Annotated in this window: 17 protein-coding genes, 4 tRNA genes and 2 pseudogenes; 5 read left to right on the top strand and 18 right to left on the bottom strand. The window is 60.3% G+C overall.

The genetic code is table 11. From position 1 onward, the window contains the following. Positions 1 to 123: 123 nt before the first annotated feature. From M0746_RS01190 to rluD, 7 genes are all read right to left on the bottom strand, one after another. A tRNA-Pro gene (locus tag M0746_RS01190) sits at positions 124 to 200 on the bottom strand. Between the two features lie 97 nt (positions 201 to 297). Beyond that, positions 298 to 373 (bottom strand) — tRNA-Lys (locus tag M0746_RS01185). A 5-nt stretch (positions 374 to 378) separates the two neighbouring features. Then, positions 379 to 455, bottom strand: a tRNA-Pro gene (locus M0746_RS01180). Positions 456 to 464: 9 nt separating this feature from the next. Beyond that, a tRNA-Asn gene (locus M0746_RS01175) sits at positions 465 to 540 on the bottom strand. A 297-nt stretch (positions 541 to 837) separates the two neighbouring features. Then, on the bottom strand, positions 838 to 3,402 hold the full coding sequence (clpB, locus tag M0746_RS01170) for an ATP-dependent chaperone ClpB (protein WP_258447969.1): 2,565 nt from the start codon (positions 3,400 to 3,402) through the stop codon (positions 838 to 840). A gap of 131 nt (positions 3,403 to 3,533) precedes the next feature. After that, positions 3,534 to 4,256 carry a peptidoglycan editing factor PgeF gene (gene pgeF, locus M0746_RS01165; RefSeq protein ID WP_258447968.1) on the bottom strand — a complete coding sequence of 241 codons (723 nt, stop codon included), beginning with the start codon at positions 4,254 to 4,256 and terminating at the stop codon, positions 3,534 to 3,536. Further along, positions 4,253 to 5,215, bottom strand: coding sequence for a 23S rRNA pseudouridine(1911/1915/1917) synthase RluD (gene rluD / locus M0746_RS01160; RefSeq protein ID WP_016773140.1), 963 nt, complete (start codon positions 5,213 to 5,215; stop codon positions 4,253 to 4,255). The genes pgeF and rluD overlap by 4 nt, the downstream gene beginning before the upstream one ends. 151 nt (positions 5,216 to 5,366) lie before the next feature. On the opposite strand from rluD, the gene M0746_RS01155 reads away from it, so the two are divergent. From M0746_RS01155 to M0746_RS01140, 4 genes and pseudogenes are all read left to right on the top strand, one after another. Continuing rightward, a complete protein-coding gene (locus M0746_RS01155) occupies positions 5,367 to 6,383 on the top strand; it encodes an outer membrane protein assembly factor BamD (protein WP_258447967.1) in 1,017 nt (338 codons plus the stop codon). Positions 6,384 to 6,508: 125 nt separating this feature from the next. Then, positions 6,509 to 6,751 (top strand): PP0621 family protein, encoded by a 243-nt coding sequence (locus M0746_RS01150; protein ID WP_090286400.1) that lies wholly within the window; start codon positions 6,509 to 6,511, stop codon positions 6,749 to 6,751. Beyond that, positions 6,741 to 8,329, top strand: a pseudogene (locus M0746_RS01145) (sensor histidine kinase). Before M0746_RS01150 ends, M0746_RS01145 begins: the two are co-directional and overlap by 11 nt. After that, a pseudogene (locus M0746_RS01140) lies at positions 8,326 to 9,673 on the top strand (sigma-54-dependent transcriptional regulator). The pseudogenes M0746_RS01145 and M0746_RS01140 overlap by 4 nt, the downstream one beginning before the upstream one ends. Before the next feature lie 132 nt (positions 9,674 to 9,805). On the opposite strand, the gene thiO reads toward M0746_RS01140, so the two are convergent. Genes thiO through M0746_RS01105 form a run of 7 tightly spaced genes read right to left on the bottom strand, consistent with a single transcriptional unit; the run spans position 9,806 to position 16,573 of the window. Next, positions 9,806 to 10,906, bottom strand: a complete 1,101-nt coding sequence (thiO, locus tag M0746_RS01135; RefSeq protein ID WP_258447966.1) for a glycine oxidase ThiO — start codon at positions 10,904 to 10,906, stop codon at positions 9,806 to 9,808. A 57-nt stretch (positions 10,907 to 10,963) separates the two neighbouring features. Next, the gene (locus M0746_RS01130; protein WP_208939716.1) at positions 10,964 to 11,365 is read right to left on the bottom strand and encodes a type IV pilin protein; all 402 of its coding nucleotides are present in this window, start codon (positions 11,363 to 11,365) and stop codon (positions 10,964 to 10,966) included. 15 nt (positions 11,366 to 11,380) lie between these two features. Beyond that, entirely contained in the window at positions 11,381 to 14,470 is a 3,090-nt protein-coding gene (locus tag M0746_RS01125; protein WP_258447965.1) for a pilus assembly protein, read from the bottom strand. Then, positions 14,457 to 14,933 carry a pilus assembly PilX family protein gene (locus M0746_RS01120; RefSeq protein ID WP_208939714.1) on the bottom strand — a complete coding sequence of 159 codons (477 nt, stop codon included), beginning with the start codon at positions 14,931 to 14,933 and terminating at the stop codon, positions 14,457 to 14,459. Before M0746_RS01120 ends, M0746_RS01125 begins: the two co-directional genes overlap by 14 nt. 10 nt (positions 14,934 to 14,943) lie before the next feature. After that, complete coding sequence (locus M0746_RS01115) at positions 14,944 to 15,657, bottom strand: PilW family protein (protein ID WP_258447964.1); 714 nt, start codon at positions 15,655 to 15,657, stop codon at positions 14,944 to 14,946. After that, the gene (gene pilV, locus M0746_RS01110) at positions 15,654 to 16,103 is read right to left on the bottom strand and encodes a type IV pilus modification protein PilV (protein WP_258447963.1); all 450 of its coding nucleotides are present in this window, start codon (positions 16,101 to 16,103) and stop codon (positions 15,654 to 15,656) included. Before pilV ends, M0746_RS01115 begins: the two co-directional genes overlap by 4 nt. Further along, positions 16,100 to 16,573 carry a GspH/FimT family pseudopilin gene (locus M0746_RS01105; RefSeq protein ID WP_208939712.1) on the bottom strand — a complete coding sequence of 158 codons (474 nt, stop codon included), beginning with the start codon at positions 16,571 to 16,573 and terminating at the stop codon, positions 16,100 to 16,102. Before M0746_RS01105 ends, pilV begins: the two co-directional genes overlap by 4 nt. Positions 16,574 to 16,703: 130 nt before the next feature. On the opposite strand from M0746_RS01105, the gene M0746_RS01100 reads away from it, so the two are divergent. Further along, entirely contained in the window at positions 16,704 to 17,258 is a 555-nt protein-coding gene (locus M0746_RS01100) for a GspH/FimT family pseudopilin (protein WP_258447962.1), read from the top strand. Here the strand turns inward: M0746_RS01100 and ispH are convergent. The 4 genes from ispH to ileS form a co-directional block, all read right to left on the bottom strand. After that, positions 17,230 to 18,174, bottom strand: a complete 945-nt coding sequence (gene ispH / locus M0746_RS01095; protein ID WP_258447961.1) for a 4-hydroxy-3-methylbut-2-enyl diphosphate reductase — start codon at positions 18,172 to 18,174, stop codon at positions 17,230 to 17,232. The genes M0746_RS01100 and ispH overlap by 29 nt on opposite strands. A gap of 142 nt (positions 18,175 to 18,316) precedes the next feature. After that, positions 18,317 to 18,769, bottom strand: coding sequence for an FKBP-type peptidyl-prolyl cis-trans isomerase (fkpB, locus tag M0746_RS01090; RefSeq protein ID WP_090286424.1), 453 nt, complete (start codon positions 18,767 to 18,769; stop codon positions 18,317 to 18,319). Next, positions 18,762 to 19,274, bottom strand: coding sequence for a signal peptidase II (gene lspA / locus M0746_RS01085; protein WP_258447960.1), 513 nt, complete (start codon positions 19,272 to 19,274; stop codon positions 18,762 to 18,764). The genes fkpB and lspA overlap by 8 nt, the downstream gene beginning before the upstream one ends. Then, positions 19,267 to 22,098 (bottom strand): isoleucine--tRNA ligase, encoded by a 2,832-nt coding sequence (gene ileS / locus M0746_RS01080; protein WP_258447959.1) that lies wholly within the window; start codon positions 22,096 to 22,098, stop codon positions 19,267 to 19,269. The genes lspA and ileS overlap by 8 nt, the downstream gene beginning before the upstream one ends. Positions 22,099 to 22,105: the final 7 nt, after the last annotated feature.

Genomic DNA, 22,105 nt, shown 5'->3' with positions numbered 1-22,105 from the left:
GCGAAGCCATGGCAGTCCCCTCGTGTTAGCGGGCTATCGGCCGGTTGTATGACGACTTGAAGGGATTTGTCTTTTCAGCAAACAAAAAAATCCCCGTATCTTTCGATACGAGGATTTTCAATATGGTCGGGGTAAGGGGATTCGAACTCCTGACATCCTGCTCCCAAAGCAGGCGCGCTACCGGACTGCGCTATACCCCGGTAAAAAAAAGGCGACCTTTCAAAGATCGCCTTCTTCGATCAGCGCTTTTGGCCTCTGATCTTAAGATTCGATCCCAGCGCTAACTGGTTTCAAAAATGGTGGGTCGTGTGGGATTCGAACCTACGACCAATTGGTTAAAAGCCAACTGCTCTACCAACTGAGCTAACGACCCAAAAATGGTCGGGGTAAGGGGATTCGAACTCCTGACATCCTGCTCCCAAAGCAGGCGCGCTACCGGACTGCGCTATACCCCGGTTTGAAATTGGCTCCGTGACCAGGACTCGAACCTGGGACCCAATGATTAACAGTCATTTGCTCTACCGACTGAGCTATCACGGAACTACATATTTCAATTTACAACGGTGAAACCTGAAGCTTCTCGACACCGTTTTCGCATCGCTGCGTTCGTGTGTCTGAGGCGCGCTATTCTACAACCTAGAACACCTCTGTCAACCCCCTAAATTGCTTTCAAGTTAATGATTTGCAACTTATTTCAGTTTTCAACCCAGTGAGTTGAAAGGCTGCCGGTGACTGACTGCGGGGCGCACTTTACAAGCCTTTTCCTTTGAGTTCAACAGCCTAACGAAAAAAAGGCCCCACAATGTGGGGCCTCGGATTTTTACCTGGCGTGTGGCATCAGTTGAAAACGATTTCCTCGTTCTCGACGGTGCCGGTCGCGGTGTCGCCTGGCATGAAGTGACCGGAAAGGATCAACTGTGCGAGCGGGTTTTCGATCCAGCGCTGAATTGCACGTTTCAACGGCCGTGCGCCATAGACCGGGTCGTAACCGACGGCGATCAGCTTGTCCATTGCCTCCGGGCTCAATTCCAGCTTCAGCTCGCGCTCGGCCAGACGGCTGCGCAGACGGCCCAGCTGGATCTCGGTAATGCCCGCGATCTGATCACGTGCCAGCGGCTCGAAGATCACCACTTCGTCGACGCGGTTGATGAACTCCGGACGGAAGTGCGACGTCAGCGCGTCCATTACTGCGGCACGCTGTGCCTCACGATCACCGACCAGTTCCTGGATCTGCATCGAGCCGAGGTTCGAGGTCATCACGATCACCGTGTTGCGGAAATCCACCGTACGGCCATGGCTGTCGGTCAGACGCCCATCCTCAAGCACTTGCAGCAGGATGTTGAACACATCCGGATGCGCCTTCTCGACTTCGTCCATCAGGATCACCGAGTAAGGCTTGCGCCGCACTGCTTCGGTCAGGTAACCGCCCTCTTCATAGCCGACGTAGCCCGGTGGCGCGCCGATCAGACGAGCCACGGAATGTTTCTCCATGAACTCGGACATGTCGATACGCACCATCGCCTCTTCGGTATCGAAGAGGAATTCAGCCAGTGCCTTGCACAGCTCGGTTTTACCGACACCGGTCGGGCCGAGGAACATGAACGAACCGCTCGGACGATTCGGGTCGGACAAGCCGGCGCGCGAACGGCGTACCGCGTTGGCCACGGCCACAACCGCTTCTTCCTGACCAATCACGCGTTTGTGCAGCAGGCTCTCCATCTTCATCAGCTTGTCGCGCTCGCCTTCGAGCATTTTCGACACCGGGATGCCGGTCCATTTCGACACGACTTCGGCGATCTCTTCCTCGGTAACCTTGCTGCGCAGCAACTGGTTTTCGCTCTTGCCGTGCTGGTCGACCATCTGCAGGCTGCGTTCCAGATCCGGGATCACCCCGTACTGCAACTCGGCCATGCGGTTCAGATCGCCTTTGCGCCGCGCCGCTTCCAGTTCCTGACGCGATTGCTCGATCTTCTGCTGGATCTGCGCTGAACCCTGCACCTCGGCTTTTTCCGAGTTCCAGATTTCTTCCAGGTCGGAATACTCACGCTCGTGACGCTCGATTTCTTCCTGGAGCTTTTCCAGACGTTTCTTCGCCGCGTCGTCGCTTTCTTTCTTCAGCGCCTGGGATTCCACTTTCAACTGAATCAGGCGCCGCTCCAGACGATCGAGCACTTCCGGCTTGGAGTCGATTTCCATGCGGATACGGCTGGCGGCCTCGTCGATCAGGTCGATCGCCTTGTCCGGCAATTGCCGGTCGGTGATGTAGCGATGGCTGAGCTTGGCCGCGGCGATAATCGCGCCGTCGGTGATCGCGACCTTATGGTGGACCTCGTAACGCTCTTTGAGGCCACGCAGAATCGCGATGGTGTCTTCTTCGCTCGGTTCATCGACCAGCACTTTCTGGAAACGCCGCTCGAGCGCCGCATCCTTCTCTATATATTGGCGGTACTCGTTGAGCGTGGTCGCGCCAACGCAGTGCAGCTCGCCACGGGCCAATGCAGGCTTAAGCATATTGCCCGCATCCATCGAGCCTTCGCCTTTACCGGCGCCGACCATGGTGTGCAGTTCGTCGATGAACAGAATGATCTGCCCTTCCTGCTTCGACAGTTCATTGAGCAGGCCTTTCAGGCGCTCTTCGAATTCACCGCGGTACTTGGCACCGGCAATCAGCGCGCCCATGTCCAGCGAGAGCAGACGCTTGCCCTTGAGGCCGTCCGGCACTTCGCCGTTGATGATGCGCTGGGCCAGGCCTTCGGCGATGGCGGTTTTACCCACACCAGGTTCACCGATCAGCACCGGGTTGTTCTTGGTGCGGCGTTGCAGGACCTGAATGGTGCGACGGATTTCGTCGTCACGGCCTATCACCGGATCGAGCTTGCCCTCTTCGGCACGCTTGGTCAGGTCAACGGTGTACTTGTCCAGCGCCTGCCGCGACTCCTCGTGATTGGCGTCGTTTACCGCTTCGCCACCACGCAGGTTGTTGATCGCGTTTTCCAGGGCTTTCTTGCTCACACCCTGGCCGAGCAGCAACTTGCCGAGCTTGCTGTTCTCGTCCATCGCCGCGAGCAGCACCAGTTCGCTGGAGATGAACTGATCACCCTTCTGCTGGGCCAGGCGGTCGGCCTGATTGAGCAGGCGCGCCAGATCCTGCGACATGTTCACATCGCCGGTCGGGTTCTGGATTTTCGGTAATTGGTCGAGCTCTTTGGTCAGCTCTTTACGCAAGCTGTTGACGTCGAAGCCTACCTGCATCAGCAGCGGCTTGATCGAACCGCCCTGCTGTTCAAGCATGGCCTGCATCAAGTGCGCCGGCTCGATGGCCGGATGATCGTGGCCGACTGCCAACGACTGGGCGTCGGACAAGGCCAACTGTAATTTGCTGGTTAAACGGTCTATACGCATGGGTCACCTTCCTTTTGAGCAGGCCGGACCTAAGAAACCATCCTGAATAAAGAAACCTGCCAGATACCGCTATAGATGCGGTCGATTCTGCAAGATTCAAGCGTCGGAGAGTTGATACAGGTCAGGCAAGTCTAGCGGGTGATCCAAACGAGAGAGGCGAAGCGCCCAGTGCGCGACGCACGGCGATAGGAGAAGAAGCGCGGATCGGTCACGGTGCAGAAACCGCCCCCGTAAACCGCAGTGACGCCACGTTCAGCCAGACGCTGGCGCGCCAGCAAATAGATGTCTGCCATGAACTTGCCAGCATTGTTGCTCGGCACAAAGGCTGTGGCTGCTTCCGGCAATTGATTGATGAAGACTTCCCGCACTTCCGGGCCGACTTCAAAGGCTTTTGGGCCGATGGCCGGGCCGAGCCAGACCAGCACGTCTTCAGGTGCAACATCGAGGCTGTCGAGCGTAGCTTCAAGCACACCCGCCGCCAAGCCACGCCAACCGGCATGTGCTGCCGCGACACGGGTGCCGGCACGATTGCAGAACAATGCTGGCAGGCAATCGGCGGTCATCGCCGTGCAGGCGATACCGGGTTTGTCGGTCCAACTGGCGTCGGCGGTCGCGACCACATCCGGATCAGCTTGCGTCACGGTAATCCCGTGAACTTGCTGTAACCAGACAGGTTGTATAAAGAAGTGATCGGTCAGGCGCCGACGATTCTCGGCGACTGCCTCAGGACAATCATCAACATGATCACCCAGATTCAGGCTATCGAACGGCGCCTCGCTGACACCGCCCTCGCGGGTGGTGACGCAGGCTCTGACGCTGGCCGGCGCTGGCCAGTCCGGCGTCAGCCAGTTCATCCGACGAATGCCTCGCGATCCTGCTTGAGCAGGGTCAGCAGCCAGACGAAATCTTCCGGCAGCGGCGATTCCCAGCTCATCCGTTCACCGCTCGTCGGGTGATCGAGTTCGAGGAAGCGCGCGTGCAAGGCCTGACGCGGGAAGTGCTTGAGCGATTCGACCATGGTCGGGTTCGCCGCGGGCGGAATGCGGAAACGCCCGCCGTACGCCGGGTCGCCGACCAACGGGAAGTTGATGTGCGCCATGTGCACGCGAATCTGGTGCGTACGACCGGTTTCCAGCTTCACCCGCACATGGGTGTGCGAACGGAAACGCTCGAGCACGCGGTAGTGGCTGACGGCAGGCTTGCCGCCTTCCATCACCGCCATGCGCTGGCGCTGCTGGCCGTGGCGACCGATCGGCGCGTTGATCTTGCCGCCAGCCGTGACCACACCGATGACGATGCATTCATAGATGCGGCTGACGCTGCGGCTCTGCAATTGCGCAACCAGTTTGGTCTGCGCCTGGATGGTCTTGGCCACCACCATCAAGCCGGTGGTGTCCTTGTCCAGACGATGGACGATGCCGGCCCGCGGGACATTGATGATGTCCGGCACATGGTGCAGCAAGGCATTGAGCAGCGTGCCATCGGCGTGACCGGCAGCCGGATGGACCACCAGGCCCGCAGGCTTGTTGATCACCAGAATGTCGTCATCTTCATAGACGATGTCGAGCTCGATGTCCTGGGCGATCCACTCGCCCTGGGCTTCCTGCTCGGCCGTCAGTTCGAGGACGGCACCGCCATGCACGATGTCGCGCGGGCGGATCACCGCCCCGTCCACAGTCAGGCGACCTTCTTTGATCCAGGCGGAAAGGCGCGAGCGCGAGTGCTCAGCGAAGAGTTGGGCGGCGACTTGATCGAGGCGTTGGCCGCCCAATTCGGACGGCACCTCTGCGCGAAGTTCTATTTTATCGGACATGCTCGGACTGGGCGTCGGCACAGCCTTTGGTTTCGGCTGCGCGCTTGTGGTTAAATACGGCGTCTTTTGCCCCGAGGCTTTTCAACGGGGCGCTCATCATAACAGGACGGCCCCGCCCAAGACAGCGGCCGTCATAGGGACGCAAGCCGCCATGCAAGTGAAACACCTGCTGCTGATCGCCATCCTCGCATTGACCGCTGCTTGCTCATCGAAGGAAGTCGTAGACGAAAACCTCAGCGAAGCCGAGCTGTACCAGCAGGCTCAGACTGATCTGGACAACAACAGCTACACCAGCGCCACAGCCAAGCTGAAGGCCCTGGAGTCGCGTTATCCGTTCGGTCGCTACGCCGATCAGGCTCAGCTGGAGTTGATCTACGCCAACTACAAGAACGCCGAGCCGGAAGCTGCAAAGTCCGCCGCCGAGCGTTTCATTCGTTTGCATCCGCAGCACCCGAACGTGGATTACGCGTACTACCTCAAGGGTCTGACCTCGTTCGACCAGGACGTCGGCCTGCTGGCGCGCTTCCTGCCGCTGGACATGACCAAGCGTGACCCGGGCGCGGCCCGCGACTCGTACAACGAGTTCGCCCAGCTCACCAGCCGCTTCCCGAACAGCCGCTACGCGCCGGACGCCAAGCAGCGCATGATCTACCTGCGCAACCTGCTGGCCGCCTACGAAATCCACGTGGCCGACTACTACCTGACCCGTCAGGCTTATGTAGCCGCGGCCAACCGTGGCAAGTACGTGGTGGAGAACTTCCAGGAAACCCCTTCGGTCGGCGACGGCCTGGCGGTGATGACCGAGGCCTATCAGCGTCTGCACCTGGACGATCTGGCGGCCACCAGTCTGGAAACCCTGAAGCTCAACTACCCGGATCACCCAAGCCTGCAGGACGGCCAGTTCGTGCCACGCGTTGCCGAAGCTGACAACCGCTCGTTCCTGAGCAAGGCGACTTTGGGCCTGATCGAGTCGCGTCCACCGCTGCCGCCGGGCGAAACCCGCGCCAACCAGGACGTGCAGAAGCAGTTCCAGGACGCGAAAGACGCGATCCCGAACGAGCTCAAGCCGAAAGACGAAAACGGCGACGTGATCGAAGAGCCGGAGCCGGAATCCACCGACACCGACCGCTCGTGGTTCAGCTACATGACCTTCGGCGTGTTCGACTGAGCACACCGGCGGTAACAAAAAGGAGATCTGCGGATCTCCCTTTTTTATTGCGGCGCTTTAATCCGCTGTGCGCTGCTCGGCTCCTTGGCTAAACTGCCGGATCATCAGTCGAAAAGCCGCTCATCATGCTTCGTTTATTGTTCTGGATCGCCGTGATCTTCGCCGCCATCTGGCTCTGGCGTAAATTCAAGGCCCCCGCCGCCTCCAATCAGTCCCAGCGCAATTCTCGCGAGCAAGACGCGGCGCCCATGGTGCGCTGTGCCCATTGCGGCGTGCACCTGCCCCGCGATCGCGCGCTGGGCAATCAGCAACAGTGGTATTGCAGCCAGGCTCATCTCGAGCAAGGCCCGGGCGCCAGTGGTCGCTGAGGCCGCCCCTCCGACAGCAAACAGGCGCAGCGTCTGCTGCGTCTTTATCACCTGTACCGTCTGAGCGTCGGCATCACCTTGGTGTTGCTGATTTCAAGCAACATGGACAACCGCCTGCTGACGTCGGCCAACGACGATTTGCTGCGCGGCGGCAGTTGGCTGTATCTGGTTCTGAATATTCTGCTGGTGGTGTTTCTCGAAAACACCCGTCGGCCCGGGCAATTGTTCAGCCTGGCACTGGTCGACGTGCTGCTTCTGTGCGGTTTGTTCTTCGCTGCGGGCGGCGTTGGCAGTGCGCTGGGCAACTTGCTGATTGTGTCCGTGGCGATCAGCAATACCCTGCTGCGCAGGCGCATCGGCCTGTTGATTGCGGCCATCGCCGCGCTGGGCATTGTCGGCTCGAGTTTCCTGCTCGGCATCAACCACTCACTGAGCGCCAATGAATACTTGCAGGCCGGCACACTCGGCGCTTTGTGTTTTGCCGCATCGCTGTTGGTGCAGGGGCTGGTCCGTCGCCTTGAGGTCAGCGAAACCCTGGCCGAGCAGCGCGCCAGTGAAGTGGTGGGCCTCGAAGCGTTGAATGCTCTGATCCTGCAACGCATGCGCACCGGCATCCTCGTCCTCGATCACGAGCATCGCGTACTGCTGGCCAACCACAGCGCACAAACCCTGCTCGCCCGATCACAATTGCAGGGCCACTTGATCGATGAGTTTTCGCCGACGCTGGTCGAGCGCCTGCAGCTGTGGATGAACAACCCGACCCTGCGCCCGCAAAGCCTGAAAGTGCCCGGCAATGGCATAGAACTTCAACCGAATTTCATCGCGCTAGAGCAGAGCCCGAATCCGCGCACCCTGGTGTTTCTTGAAGACCTCGCGCAAATTACCCAACAGGCGCAGCAATTGAAGCTCGCCGCGCTCGGGCGGTTGACCGCCGGCATCTCCCACGAAATTCGCAATCCGTTGGGCGCAATCAGCCACGCCGCGCAGCTGTTGGCCGAGTCCGAGGAACTCGACAGTGCCGATCGGCGTCTGACGCAGATTATTCAAGATCACTCCCAGCGCATGAACCGAGTCATCGAAAACGTCCTGCAACTGTCCCGCCGCCAGCAGAGTGCCCCGCAACGGCTGGACCTCAAACCGTGGCTGGAGAACTTCGTTGCCGAAAGCCGCGAGCAGGCCAGCGAGCGCCAGCAGATTCATCTGCGAATCAATTCCGGGGACTTCACCACGCTGATGGACCCGAACCAGCTGCGGCAGATCCTCGACAACCTGCTGCGCAACGGCTGGCGTCACAGTGCCCTGCTGCACGATCAGGCCGAGGTCTGGCTGGCGCTGTTCACCGACCCGGACAGCCAGTTGGCGGTACTCGAAGTACAGGACAACGGCCCCGGCGTACCGGCCGAGGAACAGGCGCATCTGTTCGAACCGTTCTTCACCACCAGCAGCCAGGGCACCGGCCTTGGGCTTTATCTGTCCCGTGAGCTGTGCGAAAGCAACCAAGCGCGCCTAGACTTTCAATCACGCCAAGGCGGCGGCTGCTTTTGCATCACCTTTGCTCACGGACGGAAACAAAGTTGAATACAAGCCCACGGCAAAAAATCCTCATTGTTGACGACGAACCGGACATCCGCGAACTGCTGGAAATCACCTTGGGGCGGATGAAACTCGACACCTACAGCGCGCGCAATTTGGCCGAAGCGCAAACGCTGTTGCAGCGCGAGGCGTTCGCTCTGTGCCTGACCGATATGCGCCTGCCCGACGGCACGGGGCTGGAACTGGTACAGCACATCCAGCAACGTTATCCACAACTGCCGGTGGCGATGATCACCGCGTATGGCAGCCTGGAAACCGCCATCAACGCCTTGAAGGCCGGCGCGTTCGACTTCCTGACCAAACCAGTCGACCTTACCCGCCTGCGCGAACTGGTCAGCAGCGCCTTGCGCATGCCGGCAGCGGGTGGCCATTGCACACCGATCGATCGGCATTTGCTCGGCGATTCACCGCCGATGCGCAACCTGCGCAAGCAGATCGACAAACTCGCGCGCAGCCAGGCACCGGTGTACATCAGCGGTGAATCAGGCAGCGGCAAGGAACTGGTCGCCCGGCTGATCCATGAACAAGGGCCACGCGCCAGCCAGTCGTTCGTGCCGGTCAACTGCGGGGCGATTCCGTCGGAGTTGATGGAAAGCGAGTTTTTCGGTCATCGCAAAGGCAGTTTCACTGGCGCGGTCGAAGACAAGCCGGGGCTGTTTCAAGCGGCCCATGGCGGCACGCTGTTTCTCGACGAAGTGGCAGACCTGCCGCTGTCGATGCAGGTCAAGCTGTTGCGGGCGATTCAGGAAAAAGCCGTGCGCAGCGTCGGCGGCCAGCAGGAAACCGTGGTCGATGTGCGGATTCTCTGCGCCACGCACAAGGACCTCGATGCCGAGGTCGCCGCTGAGCGCTTTCGTCAGGATCTGTATTACCGCCTGAATGTGATCGAGCTGCGTGTGCCATCTCTGCGCGAGCGGCGCGATGACATCGAAGTGCTAGCGGCGCACATGCTCAAGCCGCTTGGCCAACGACACTGGCCAGCCAGCTGCGCATCTACACCCGCAGGCGCTGGAAGCACTGAAGAATTACCGCTTTCCCGGCAATGTGCGGGAACTGGAAAACGTTCTTGAACGGGCGCATACCCTGTGCGAGAACCGTACGATCGAGGCCGATGATTTGCGCCTCAGTGAAGGCAACTGCGCGGCGGACGGCGCGATTGCCGATCTGACGCAAATCGACAATCTCGAAGATTATCTGGAGAACGTCGAGCGCAAGCTGATCTTGCAGGCGCTGGAAGAGACACGCTGGAACCGCACGGCGGCGGCGCAGCGCCTGAGTCTTTCGTTTCGGTCGATGCGTTACCGGCTGAAGAAACTGGGGCTGGATTGAGGGCCCCTTCGCGAGCAGGCTCGCTCCTACACTGGGTCTTTGGTGTGCATGCTTTTTGTGTACAGCAAAGAACAATTGTAGGAGTGAGCCTGCTCGCGATGACGGCCTATCAGACACCGAAGACTTATCAGCTCAAATACGACCCTCAGGTGCATACGGCGCCGGATCAATAATCGGCGTCCGGTCCAACATCACATCGGCAAACAACTGACACGACGCCGGCGCCAGCACCAACCCGTTACGGTAATGCCCGCAATTGAGCCACAAGCCATCGAACCCCGGCACCCGGCCGATGTAAGGAACCCCCTCTGGCGAGCCCGGACGCAACCCGGCCCAATGCCCGACCACTTGCGCATCGGCCAGCGCCGGCAACAGCTCGACCGCCGATGCCTTGAGGCTTTCCAGCGCGACGTCGGTGGGCGTCTTGTCGTAGCCTGCGTGCTCCAGCGTACTGCCGATCAGAATATGCCCGTCGCGACGTGGAATCGCATAACGCCCCTTGGCCAGCACCATGCTCGGCAAAAAATCCGCCGCGCATTTGTAGAGAATCATCTGCCCTTTGACCGGCTCCACCGGCAGCGTCAGGTTCAAGGTCTTGAGCAAGTCGCCGCTCCACGCCCCCGCAGTCAGTACCACCTGATCGCCAGCGATGACGCCACCGGCCGTTTCAACCCCAATCACACGTTCGCCGTCGCGAGCGAAACCGCTGACTTCGCACTGCTCGTGAATGGTCACGTTTGGCAATGCCTGCAACGCTGCTTTCAAGGATTTCACCAGCCGCGGATTGCGCACGTTGGCGACATCGGCCATGTGGATAGCGCGCGAAAAACCGCCGCCCAGCACCGGCACCGCGTCATGCGCCGCAGAGATATCCACAGAGCGCAGCGGGCGGTTTTCGCGCTCGGCCCACGCCAGTGCTTCGGCTTCGTCGTGCAGATCCAGCCAGTACAGACCGGTGGTGTGGACCTCCGGATCAACGCCAGTGTCGGCAAACAGCCGCGCGCCGAGCTGTGGATAGAAATCCTGCGACCAGTGCGCCAGCGCGGTGACCGCCGGGCTATAGCGCCACGGGTACAGCGGCGAAACAATACCGCCGCCCGCCCAGGACGATTCCTGGCCCAGGTTCGAACGATCCAGCAGCACCACGCTGCGCACTTCGGAGGCGAGATTGTAGGCGGTGAGCAGGCCTATCACCCCGCCACCGACAATCACCACTTGCTGTTGCCTGGTCATGTTTGATCCAACCGTAAAAAAGACAGTGGGCGCAAAAGGCGCCCGAAAGAAAGCGCCTCAGCGGCCCCAGCAATCCTTGGTGGTCAGCCCGGTGGTCGCGTTGTTCATGCTCCTGACACCGGTGTTGGTCAGGGTGAAATCGCCGCACTTGTCAGTGGCCATCGACGTGCCGCTCTTGCGTGTTGCGGTCAGCACAAAGGTCTGGTCAGTGATCGTCGGCGTGAGGGTATAGAAATCATTGCCGGCACTCAGCCCGGTGACGCCGATGTAGACATTGTTGCGGGTGTAGAACCGCTCGAGGATCTGCGCCTGTTCCGAGAGCAGCGATACCACCTCGGCGCGACGGCCCTTTTTCAGGTACTCGGTGTAGCTCGGTGCGGCGATGGTGATGACGATCCCGATGATCGCAATCACGATCATGATTTCGATCAGGGTGAAACCTCGGTTGGTTCTGCGCATGCCTCAAATTCTCGCTTACTGGATTTGTCGCCACATGATACGACGGCTGCCGCCACCGCCCTTTTCCTTGATCATCGTAAGTTTGCCACTTGTATCGCCCGCAACCTTATCCTCAGCATTTTGGGAGATAAAATTTAGGGTCGGAATGCCGCCGGTGAATACCACACCACTGGAGATAGTGTCATTACCGTCCACGACCCTATCGTTCGTAGTGTCGAGCACCGCATAGTTGAGCATCTTACCGCTGAACGCATCGAGTTCGATTAGCTTGCCAGTCCCCAAACTCGAACAAGGATCGGTGGTATCGACGCTGGCCGTGGTAAAGACGATTCGCCCCAGCACAATGCTCGCCTGATTGATCACCCGCTCGCCGGTCAGCACGTTGTTATACACCAGCGGCAAATACCAGCCCTTCTCGCCCGGATACGTCGTCTCATTCTGCGTGGTGGTCACGAACTGCCCGGTGCTGCCGGAGAACGACCCGGTAATCGTCTGCGCCTGCAAGCTGCTGACAGTAATTTGTCCCGAACCGCCATCGGCGTCCCATACCGAATAGAACGCTTGCAGATCCTTGTTGCTCTTGTCGGCGGTTTCGTTGAATTTGCCGGTGCCGAAGAACACCTGCTTGCCACCCTGCGGGTTATCCGCCAGCAGCGGTTGCGCGGTGATCGGCTGCGTCGCCCCGCCCGGTGCGGTGAACAACGGGTTGCCGGCAAACGCCACGCCCCAGCTCTCCGGGGCCGTCGTGCTCAAGTCGAATTTCCACATCCGTCCTTTCAAATCACCACCGTAAGCCGCCTGCACCACGTTCGACGAATTGACCCTTAGCTCCACCGAGGACAGGCCATTGGTGGTTTCCGTGTTGTCGATAACGATTTTCCTGATCAACGAGCCATCACGCACATCCAGCACGTACAACGCCGCGACGCCGGAATTGCTGCCGTAGCCATTGGCAATGAACGCGGCCCAACGACCATCGGCCAAGCGTGCCACTTCCGGGCGTGCGTAGGCATAACCCAGATCATTGAATGCGTTGGCCGTGTTGGCACTGACCGGCGCACTGACCTCCCACAGCGCACGGATCACGTTGCCCGCCGAAGCATCGAACAGTTGCAGCCCGTAGAAGGTCTTACCGCCGGCACCGGTGCCGCCAATCGCCAGGGTTTTCCAGGTAGTCCCGGACTGCACGTCGAACACCCCGACCTGTCCATCCACGAGAAACTTGTGGCTGACGCCGTTGACGTAGTTGGTGTCGGCGATCAGGCGTAACGACGGCAGCACGCTGGACGGCATGTATGCATAACGGCGCGTGCCGTTCGCCGAATTGATCACGTTGACGAAGCCGTCGTTGGCGTTGACCACCAGACTGCTGTTCATGTTGGCCGCTTTGGTCGCCAGGTAAGTGGTGTAACTGGTATCGGCGGACAGATCGGACGCGGTCTTGTCCGCAGGCGACGCGAGCACCAGCGGCGAATTGATGATGTCGCCGAGCAACACACTGCGCACTTTGAGTCCGGCCTTGTTGGTGCCTTTGCTCCACTCCACCAGATCATTGCCGCTGATGCCGGTAGGCAAGCCCTGATTGAGTGTGGTCTGCTGCGCGGGGGAAAAGTTGCCGAAGGCCAGGGATATCGGCGCGTTGCTCACGGTGTTCCACGACTGGAAGGTCGGTGCCGTGGCGGACGGTACGATGGTCGTGTCGGTTGTCCACTGCGCGCTGGACGTATTCACCGTACCGGTCGAGGTAAAGCCGAACGATCTGATTGTCCCGCGCCAATCCTTGGGGTCGTAAGTGGTCTGATAAAAACTGCTGCCGCTGCTCAACGAGCTGCTGCTGGCGACGCCGGCCCCGCCGGAGCCAGCCTTGGAGGTAATGTCGCTCAATGCTGACGATAATGCCGCGTTGAGTCCGGAGCTGTCGGTGGCCTGGTAATACCGGCCCTGCCCATAACTGGCGGCATCGGACAGCATGTCGTTATCCGCCGCGAAACCGACGGTGTAGGTGTTCATGTTCTGCTTGGGAAAATCCACCGCGTTCCAGCTTTTGCCTGCCGCATCGGTGCCGGTCGAGCGCATGTCGATGTCGAAGGCGAACTTGGCGATGTCATCCAGATACAGCGTATCGCCCTCACCATCGCCGTTGAGGTTGTCGCCGTCATTGTTGACGCCATCCCAGTTCGGCAACCGATTGCCGCCCAAGGGGTCGTTGGTCGGGAAGGTCCGGTCGTAGGTCGGCAAGCCGTCGGTAATCACCACGCCGTAGTTTTTCTGGCAGCGATACTGAATCGGGCTGGTGTAGGTGCTCGGCGTGCCGTTGTAGAAAGGGGCGATGCCGCGCATGTAACGGGTGATCTCGTAATAGCTTTCCGCCAAGGGCGTATTGGCCACCGCGTTCAAACCGTTGATGGATGAAATCAGCGCGTTGTAGTTGGTATCGGCTTGCGCCTGGGTCACGCTGCCCGTTACCGGCGACAGATCGGTAATCGCGCGCGGGATGAAACCTCCGTTACCGGGGTTGGTGCTGGTGGCCGGGTTGAACGTCGCCAGCCCCATGCGCAAGGAACGGTTGCTGCTGACCAGCGCGGTGGAAACGTTGCGCGCGACATTCATCCGGTAATCGTTGGGAATCGCCCCGGTGGTGAAGTCGCGGGTGCCGGTGCTGATCGCCAGACTGACGATGTAGGAAATGTAATCAGCGGAATAACGGGTGTTCTCGTTGCCCACCGGGTCGGGCAACTTCAGGCACAACGGCGCGACGCTGTTGTTGTAGAACGCATACGCGCCGCCCGAGCAGCCGGACGTTGGCAGGCTCGAGAGAAACACCAGGTCGCCGGTGATCTGCGGGGCATTCAGCGCAGAGCACAATCCGAGAAAGGCATTGCACTGCCGCGCCGGTGTGCGGTTGATATTCGGATCAAATCCGGCGGCATAAATGATGCTGTTCATGCTCCCCGAATCGTCGATCAGCAGCATCACGTTCGGCGGCACGGCGGCTGCGCTCAGCAAAGGCGAGTCGGAGGGCGTGAAGGCGTAGGCCGGCGAGCTCAGATAAAAACTCAGCAGCATGCCGAGCAGCAACGTCCGGCAGCGCTCAAAACTTCGCATACACACTCTCCAGCACACTGCGCGAGCTACCGGCGATACCGACAGCAGTGACCCGGTACAGGGTCGCCGAGGTGTTGCTCGGCACGTTGACCGCGGTCAATGTCGTGCCGATGTTCTGCACGCCATAAAAGCCGTTGCCCGCAGCGATCCAGGTCACTCCCGACGTCGAGTTGAGCCCCGCTGCGCTGACCACCGTCGATTCTGCCGGCGGCGCACATTGAGTGCCGCTGCACACCGCCAGCGAATAACTGTCCAGTTGCACCGCGCTTTCGCCAATCCGCAGCGCGGCTTCGGCAGCCTGGAACGACTGGTTGCGCAGGCTGACGCTGCCAGCCATTTTTTCCTGCAGGTTGGCACTCTGCATCGACGACAGGCCAATCAGAGTCAGCAGCAACAGGAACACCAGACTCACCAGCAACACCATGCCGCGTTGCGCCTGCCGCTGATGCAGAGAGATCCTCATGGTCATCCCCTCACTGCAAGCGGTTGCGCAAGGCGGCAACCACGTTGAAGGTTTGGCTGGCGACCCGATTGTTCGGGTCGGTGAGGGTCAGGCTCAGGCGCACACTGCGGATGCGCGCCGCATCGCTGGGGTTGGCGCTGTAGGTCGACGCCGCGATATCCGTGGCTGAACTGGCCAGCCCGAACATCACGTTGAACGCGCTGACGTTATTCACCAGTACCTGTTGCGTCGGGTTGCCGCTGCCGGTGCCCATCAGGATCTGGTTGTTGCTGAAGCTGTAGACCAGCCGCCGGATCGGGAACGCAATCTGCCCGCTGGCCGCCGCACGCAAGCCGGTATACGCGACGGCGCTGTTGCGGCAATCGGAGAGCACCGTCCAGGTTGGCGTACCGCCAGCATTGCCGACGTCGGCGGTGACCAGGGTCAGTTTCAGGTTGGCATTGTCCCAACTGATCGGCGCGAGTTGCGCCCCGTTGAAATCGCCGGCACTGCTGGAATCGGTGATGGTGCCAAGACAACCGAACATGCCGACCATGCGGATTTCCTGAACCATTTTGCTCAATACGAAGCGCGCGTCTTCCTGCATCGCGGCGGCGCTGTTCTGGCTGACGTAAGTGTTTTTCGCTGCGATGAAAATCTGCACCACGCCGAGCACCACGATCAGACCCAGCGCCAGGGCGACCAGCAATTCGATCAGGCCGAAACCCTGTTGCTGACGCTTCATGGTGACACCACCGGATCGACCGCCGCGCGGCTGCTGAGGACGAAGCTGCGCGCAGCACTCGCGGTGTTGGCTGCCCGTGCGTCGTTCCAGGTGATAGTGATGGTGTACACGCGCTGATTGCGGGTGATGCTGCCGGTGGCAGTCGGGCCGCCGAAATTGGCAATGTTGGTGGTGAAATCGTAGAGGTCCTGATCCCGCGCGACCGAAAGATTGCCCGAGGTCGGCGGCGTGGCGGTGTAGTCGGCAGCGGAATTGGCGCGGATGCGGTCCATCATGTCGTAGGCGATGAAACTGGCCTGGCTGGTCATCCGCGAGCTGTCGGTGTACTTCAGCGCATTGAGTTGCACTGCCGCCGCGCCAAGCAAACCGACCGTGAGAATCAGCAAAGCGACCAGCACCTCGATCAGCGTCATCCCTCGCTGCGTGCGTTGACTCCCTGCCCTCATCCGCAATTCCCACCCAATTGAATTCGTCCGTTCAGACACACGTTCAGCGTCCTGCTTTGCGTACCCAGCGTGTAACTGATGACCACCGCCGTTGACGGTGCCGCCAGACCGCCGAGATTATTGAAATCCAGTGCGGTCACTCCTGAGGGTAGCGTCAGAGTCGCGCCGCTGCTCATCGCTGGAACAACCCGCAATACATTGGCCGGATTGCCAGTACTGTCGTAGACCGCCAGCTCACCGGTCCAGACGCTACCGCCAGCCGTTGGCCGCAAACGGGTGGTGACACCGCGGTTGATCGCCTCAAGGCGGGCAAAGTTGATCGCTCGTTGCAAGTCACCCATCTCGGTATCGGCCTTGCTGCCCTGTATCGAACGGGTAAAAGCCGGGACCGCCAAAGTGATCAGGACCAGAAACACGGCGATCGCCACGAGCAACTCGATCAGCGTGAAACCTTTTGTACGAAGATCCATCGATGCCCTCCGTTGCCGTCGGCTATACCTGCTTCTACACGCTAGAACATTCAGCCGACCTGTGTCGGTTGATTTGCCCTGCCCGGCGCACGGAGCGCGCCATCCATCACGTTCCACGGAGGGAGTCTTCATGTCTCAACACGGTTTCAGCCTGATCGAATTGCTTATGGGACTGGCGATCGGCGCAATTGTTCTGCTGCTGGTCAGCCCCGCGCTTGCCAGCCTTAAAGAATCGAGCCACCGCGAGCTGGCGGCGCAGTCCTTGTTCGAGGGCATCCGCAACGCCCGCAGCCTGGCCATCACGCGTAATCAGAGTGTGGTGATCCATGGGATCAATGGCGACTGGAGTCAGGGTTGGCGGATCATTCTCGACATCAGTGGCAAGGGCGCCAAAGACGTCAGCAATCCGCTGCTGGTGGAACAGGCAAGTGCCATGCAGGTGCCGATTGTCGGCAATTGGGCGGTGAGTCGTTACGTGCGCTTCAGCAGTCTGGGGCAACCGCTGATGCCCGGGCGGGCCTTTCAGGCAGGGACATTACATGTCTGCTCGGTGCGCGAGCCGGTCAGCCAGCAGCAGATCGTGCTGGCCGCGACCGGTCGCGTGCGCCTGAGCCGCGCAAAGTCGGAACAGGCGTTGTGTCAGCAAGCCGAGCGGGTCAGATCGAACGCACGCGCAACTCTTTAGGCATCGAGAAGGTGATGTTTTCCTCGCGCCCGGCCAGCTCATCGGCACCGGTGGCGCCCCAGGCCTGCAATTGCTGGATCACGCCGCGCACCAGCACTTCCGGTGCAGAGGCACCGGCGGTGATGCCGATACGCTCGACGCCATCGAACCAGCTCTTTTGCATGTCTTCGGCGCCGTCGATCAGGTAGGCCGGAGTGGCCATGCGTTCGGCGAGCTCGCGCAGACGATTGGAGTTGGAGCTGTTCGGGCTGCCGACCACCAGCACCACGTCGCATTCGTCAGCCAATTGCTTGACCGCGTCCTGGCGGTTTTGCGTGGCGTAGCAGATGTCGTCCTTGCGCGGGCCGCCAATCGCCGGAAAACGTGTACGCAAGGCGTCGATAACACGACTGGTGTCGTCCATCGACAGCGTCGTCTGGGTGACGAACGCGAGTTTTTCCGGGTTGCGCACCTGCAGTTCAGCCACGTCTTTCTCGTCTTCGACGAGGTAGATCGCGCCGCCATTACTGGAATCGTACTGGCCCATGGTGCCTTCGACTTCCGGATGCCCGGCGTGGCCGATCAGGATGCACTCACGGCCATCGCGGCTGTATTTGGCGACTTCGATATGTACCTTGGTCACCAGCGGACAGGTGGCGTCGAAGACTTTCAGGCCACGACCGGCGGCTTCATTGCGTACGGCCTGGGAAACGCCATGGGCACTGAAGATCACGATGACGTCGTCCGGCACCTGATCGAGTTCTTCGACGAAAATCGCGCCACGACTGCGCAGGTCCTCGACGACGAACTTGTTGTGCACCACTTCATGACGCACGTAAATCGGTGGCCCGAACACTTCGAGGGCGCGGTTGACGATTTCGATCGCCCGGTCCACGCCGGCGCAGAAGCCACGGGGGTTGGCGAGTTTGATTTGCATGCTGTGCCTCGTGTCTTGCGCGCAAGAAATAGCGAATTCTGTGGAAATACTGTGGGAGCGAGCCTGCTCGCGATGGCGGTATGTCAGTCAACATCAATGTTGAATGTCAGGCACCCATCGCGAGCAGGCTCACTCCTACATTTCAGATCGCTTTGACTGAAATGATTTCCACGTCAAAGGTCAATGTCTTGCCGGACAGCGGGTGGTTGAAGTCGACAGTCACTTGCGCGTCGTCGAACTCTTTTACCACGCCCGGCAGTTCAGTATTGGCCGCATCGTTGAAGATCACCAGCAGACCCGGCGACAGTTCCATGTCGGCGAACTGCGAACGCGGGATGACCTGCACGTTTTGCGGGTTCGGCTGGCCGAAGGCGTTTTCCGGCTCGACGGTCAGCGTGCGCTTGTCGCCAGCCTTGAAGCCGAACAGCGCCGCTTCGAAACCCGGCAGCAGATTGCCGTCGCCGACCTTGAAGGTCGCCGGGGCTTTGTCGAACGTGCTGTCGACGGTGTCGCCGTTTTCCAGGCGCAGTGCGAAATGCAAAGTGACTTCCGTGTTCTGGCCGATGCGTTGCTCAGCCGATACCTGTTCAGTCATGAGCGGTCTCTTCGGTTTTCTTCGGTTTGAACATGTCCAGCGCCAGCATGATCGCGCCAACGGTGATCGCGCTGTCGGCGAAGTTGAACGCCGGGAAGTACCAGCGGTTCTGCCAGTGCACCAGAATGAAGTCGATCACATGGCCCAGGGCGATGCGGTCGTACAGATTGCCCAGCGCGCCGCCCAACACCAGCGCCAGCGCGATGGCCAGCCAGGTGTCGTTGCGGCCCAGGCGTTTGAGCCAGACCACCAGCACACCGCTGACCACGATGGCGATCAGGGCAAACAGCCAGCGCTGCCAGCCGGAGCTGTCAGCCAGGAAGCTGAACGCCGCACCGGTGTTGTAGGCCAGGGTCCAGCTGAACAGATCGGGAATTATCACGATCTGCTGGAACATCTCGAGCCTGCCTTCGAAGTAGAACTTGCTGGCCTGGTCGATGACCAGAACCAGCAGGCTCAACCATAGCCAGCTCAACCGTCCGAAACGGCCAATGGCATCAGGCATAGTGACGAACCTCGCCAGTGCCGCTGATGTTGTCGACGCAACGACCGCAGATTTCCGGATGCTCCGGGTTCACACCAACGTCTTCGCGGCAGTGCCAGCAACGGGCGCACTTCGGGAAGGCCGATTTGACGATCTTCAGCTTCAGACCGCTGACTTCGGTCGTGACCGCGTCCGCTGGTGCCTGAACAAACGGCGCAACGCTGGCGGTCGAAGTGATCAGGACGAAGCGCAGTTCGTTGCTCAGTTTTTCCAGATCGGCGCTCAGCGCATCTTCGGCGTACAGCGTCACTTCGGCTTGCAGGTTGCCACCGACGGCTTTCGCCGCGCGCTGGATTTCCATTTCCTTGTTGACCGCTGCCTTGACCGCCATCACACGGTCCCAGTATTCGCGGCCCAGCTCGACGTTGTCCGGCAGTTCGGTCAGGCCTTCGTACCAGGTGTTGAGCATGACCGATTCGTTACGCTCGCCCGGCAGGTATTCCCACAGCTCGTCAGCGGTGAAGGCGAGGATCGGCGCGATCCAGCGCACCAGCGCTTCGGAGATGTGGAACAGCGCGGTTTGCGCCGAACGGCGGGCCTTGCTGTTCGCGCCAGTGGTGTACTGACGGTCCTTGATGATGTCGAGGTAGAAACCGCCCAGCTCCTGCACGCAGAAGTTGTGGATCTTCGAGTAAACGTTCCAGAAACGGTATTCGCCGTAGTGCTCTTGCAGCTCGCGTTGCAGCAGCAAGGTGCGGTCGACCGCCCAACGGTCCAGCGCGAGCATTTCCTCAGCCGGCAGAATGTCGGTGGCCGGGTTGAAGCCGCTCAGGTTGGAAAGCAGGAAGCGCGCGGTGTTACGGATACGACGATAGGCGTCGGCGCTACGTTGCAGGATCTGGTCGGAGACCGCCATTTCGCCGGAGTAGTCGGTCGAAGCGACCCACAAACGCATGATGTCGGCGCCGAGGGTGTCGTTGACTTTCTGCGGCGCGATCACGTTGCCCAGCGACTTGGACATCTTGCGCCCGGCTTCGTCGACGGTGAAACCGTGGGTCAGCAGTTCGCGGTACGGCGCGTGGTTGTCGATGGCGCAGCCGGTCAGCAGCGACGAGTGGAACCAGCCGCGGTGCTGGTCCGAGCCTTCCAGATACAGGTCGGCACGCGGGCCGCTTTCGTGGCCCATCGGGTGCGAACCGCGCAGAACGTGCCAGTGCGTGGTGCCCGAATCGAACCAGACGTCAAGGGTGTCGCTGATCTTGTCGTACAGCGGCGCTTCGTCACCAAGCAGTTCGACGGCGTCCATCTTGAACCAGGCTTCGATGCCTTCGACTTCAACGCGCTTGGCCACTTCTTCCATCAGCTCGACGGTGCGCGGGTGCAGCTCGCCGCTTTCCTTGTTGAGGAAGAACGGGATCGGCACGCCCCAGTTGCGCTGACGCGAGATGCACCAGTCCGGACGGTTGGCGATCATCGAGTGCAGGCGCGCCTGGCCCCAGGCCGGGACAAATGAGGTGTCTTCGATGGCCTTGAGCGAACGCACGCGCAGGGTGTCGCCGCTGGTGGGTTCTTTGTCCATGCCGATGAACCACTGCGCGGTGGCGCGGTAGATCAGCGGGGTCTTGTGGCGCCAGCAGTGCATGTAGCTGTGTTCGATGACCGTGGTGTGCATCAGCGCACCGACTTCGGTCAGCTTGTCGACGATCGCCGGGTTGGCCTTCCAGATGAACTGGCCGCCGAAGAATTCCAGCGACGGCACGTACACGCCGTTGCTCTGCACCGGGTTGAGGATGTCGTCGTTGACCATGCCGTATTTCTTGCAGGTCACGAAGTCGTCCACGCCGTAGGCCGGAGCGGAGTGAACCACGCCAGTGCCCGCGCCCAGTTCGACGTAGTCAGCCAGGTAAACCGGCGACAGGCGATCGTAGAACGGGTGACGGAAGTTGATCAGTTCGAGTTGTTTACCGGTGGTGGTGGCGATGACCGAGCCTTCGACGCCATAGCGAGTCAGGCAGGCTTCAACCAGTTCCTCAGCCAGTACCAGCAACTTGTCGCCGATATCCACCAGCGCGTAGTTGAATTCCGGGTGAACGTTCAGCGCCTGGTTGGCCGGGATGGTCCACGGGGTGGTGGTCCAGATCACGATCGCCGCAGGCTTGCTCAGCGATGCCAGGCCGAACGCGGCAGCCAGTTTGGCTTCGTCAGCGATCGGGAATGCGACGTCGATGGTCGAGGACTTTTTGTTCTCGTATTCGACTTCCGCTTCGGCCAGCGCCGAACCGCAGTCGAAGCACCAGTTCACCGGCTTCAAGCCCTTGAAGACAAAACCACCCTTGACGATTTCGGCGAGGGCGCGGATTTCACCGGCCTCGTTCTTGAAATCCATGGTCTTGTACGGGTTGGCCCAATCGCCCAGCACGCCAAGACGGATGAACTCGGACTTCTGCCCTTCGATCTGCTCGGTGGCGTAGGCACGGCACAGCTCGCGGGTCTTGTCCGCGCCCAGGTTCTTGCCGTGGGTCACTTCAACCTTGTGCTCGATCGGCAGGCCGTGGCAGTCCCAGCCCGGAACGTACGGCGCGTCGAACCCCGACAGGGTCTTCGAGCGGATGATCATGTCCTTGAGAATCTTGTTCAGTGCGTGACCGATGTGAATCGTGCCGTTGGCATACGGAGGACCGTCATGCAGAACGAACTTCGGACGATCCTTGCCAATCTCGCGCAACTTTCCGTACAGGCCAATACTGTCCCAGCGCTGCAGGATCTGCGGTTCGCGCTGTGGCAGGCCGGCCTTCATTGGGAAGGCGGTGTCCGGAAGGTTTAGCGTGGCTTTATAGTCGGTCATTTAAGGC

Source organism: Pseudomonas sp. S11P7 (assembly GCF_023195435.1).
Taxonomy (GTDB): domain Bacteria; phylum Pseudomonadota; class Gammaproteobacteria; order Pseudomonadales; family Pseudomonadaceae; genus Aquipseudomonas; species Aquipseudomonas fluorescens_G.
The sequence above is the reverse complement of the archived record's forward strand: the minus strand, read 5'-3'. Positions and strand labels throughout refer to the sequence as shown.

Coding starts and splice junctions, on each gene's coding strand:
- clpB (WP_258447969.1), bottom strand. CDS start 3,402: ATGCGTATAGACCGTTTAACCAGCAAATTACAGTTGGCCTTGTCCGAC.
- pgeF (WP_258447968.1), bottom strand. CDS start 4,256: ATGAACTGGCTGACGCCGGACTGGCCAGCGCCGGCCAGCGTCAGAGCC.
- rluD (WP_016773140.1), bottom strand. CDS start 5,215: ATGTCCGATAAAATAGAACTTCGCGCAGAGGTGCCGTCCGAATTGGGC.
- M0746_RS01155 (WP_258447967.1), top strand. CDS start 5,367: ATGCAAGTGAAACACCTGCTGCTGATCGCCATCCTCGCATTGACCGCT.
- M0746_RS01150 (WP_090286400.1), top strand. CDS start 6,509: ATGCTTCGTTTATTGTTCTGGATCGCCGTGATCTTCGCCGCCATCTGG.
- thiO (WP_258447966.1), bottom strand. CDS start 10,906: ATGACCAGGCAACAGCAAGTGGTGATTGTCGGTGGCGGGGTGATAGGC.
- M0746_RS01130 (WP_208939716.1), bottom strand. CDS start 11,365: ATGCGCAGAACCAACCGAGGTTTCACCCTGATCGAAATCATGATCGTG.
- M0746_RS01125 (WP_258447965.1), bottom strand. CDS start 14,470: ATGCGAAGTTTTGAGCGCTGCCGGACGTTGCTGCTCGGCATGCTGCTG.
- M0746_RS01120 (WP_208939714.1), bottom strand. CDS start 14,933: ATGAGGATCTCTCTGCATCAGCGGCAGGCGCAACGCGGCATGGTGTTG.
- M0746_RS01115 (WP_258447964.1), bottom strand. CDS start 15,657: ATGAAGCGTCAGCAACAGGGTTTCGGCCTGATCGAATTGCTGGTCGCC.
- pilV (WP_258447963.1), bottom strand. CDS start 16,103: ATGAGGGCAGGGAGTCAACGCACGCAGCGAGGGATGACGCTGATCGAG.
- M0746_RS01105 (WP_208939712.1), bottom strand. CDS start 16,573: ATGGATCTTCGTACAAAAGGTTTCACGCTGATCGAGTTGCTCGTGGCG.
- M0746_RS01100 (WP_258447962.1), top strand. CDS start 16,704: ATGTCTCAACACGGTTTCAGCCTGATCGAATTGCTTATGGGACTGGCG.
- ispH (WP_258447961.1), bottom strand. CDS start 18,174: ATGCAAATCAAACTCGCCAACCCCCGTGGCTTCTGCGCCGGCGTGGAC.
- fkpB (WP_090286424.1), bottom strand. CDS start 18,769: ATGACTGAACAGGTATCGGCTGAGCAACGCATCGGCCAGAACACGGAA.
- lspA (WP_258447960.1), bottom strand. CDS start 19,274: ATGCCTGATGCCATTGGCCGTTTCGGACGGTTGAGCTGGCTATGGTTG.
- ileS (WP_258447959.1), bottom strand. CDS start 22,098: ATGACCGACTATAAAGCCACGCTAAACCTTCCGGACACCGCCTTCCCA.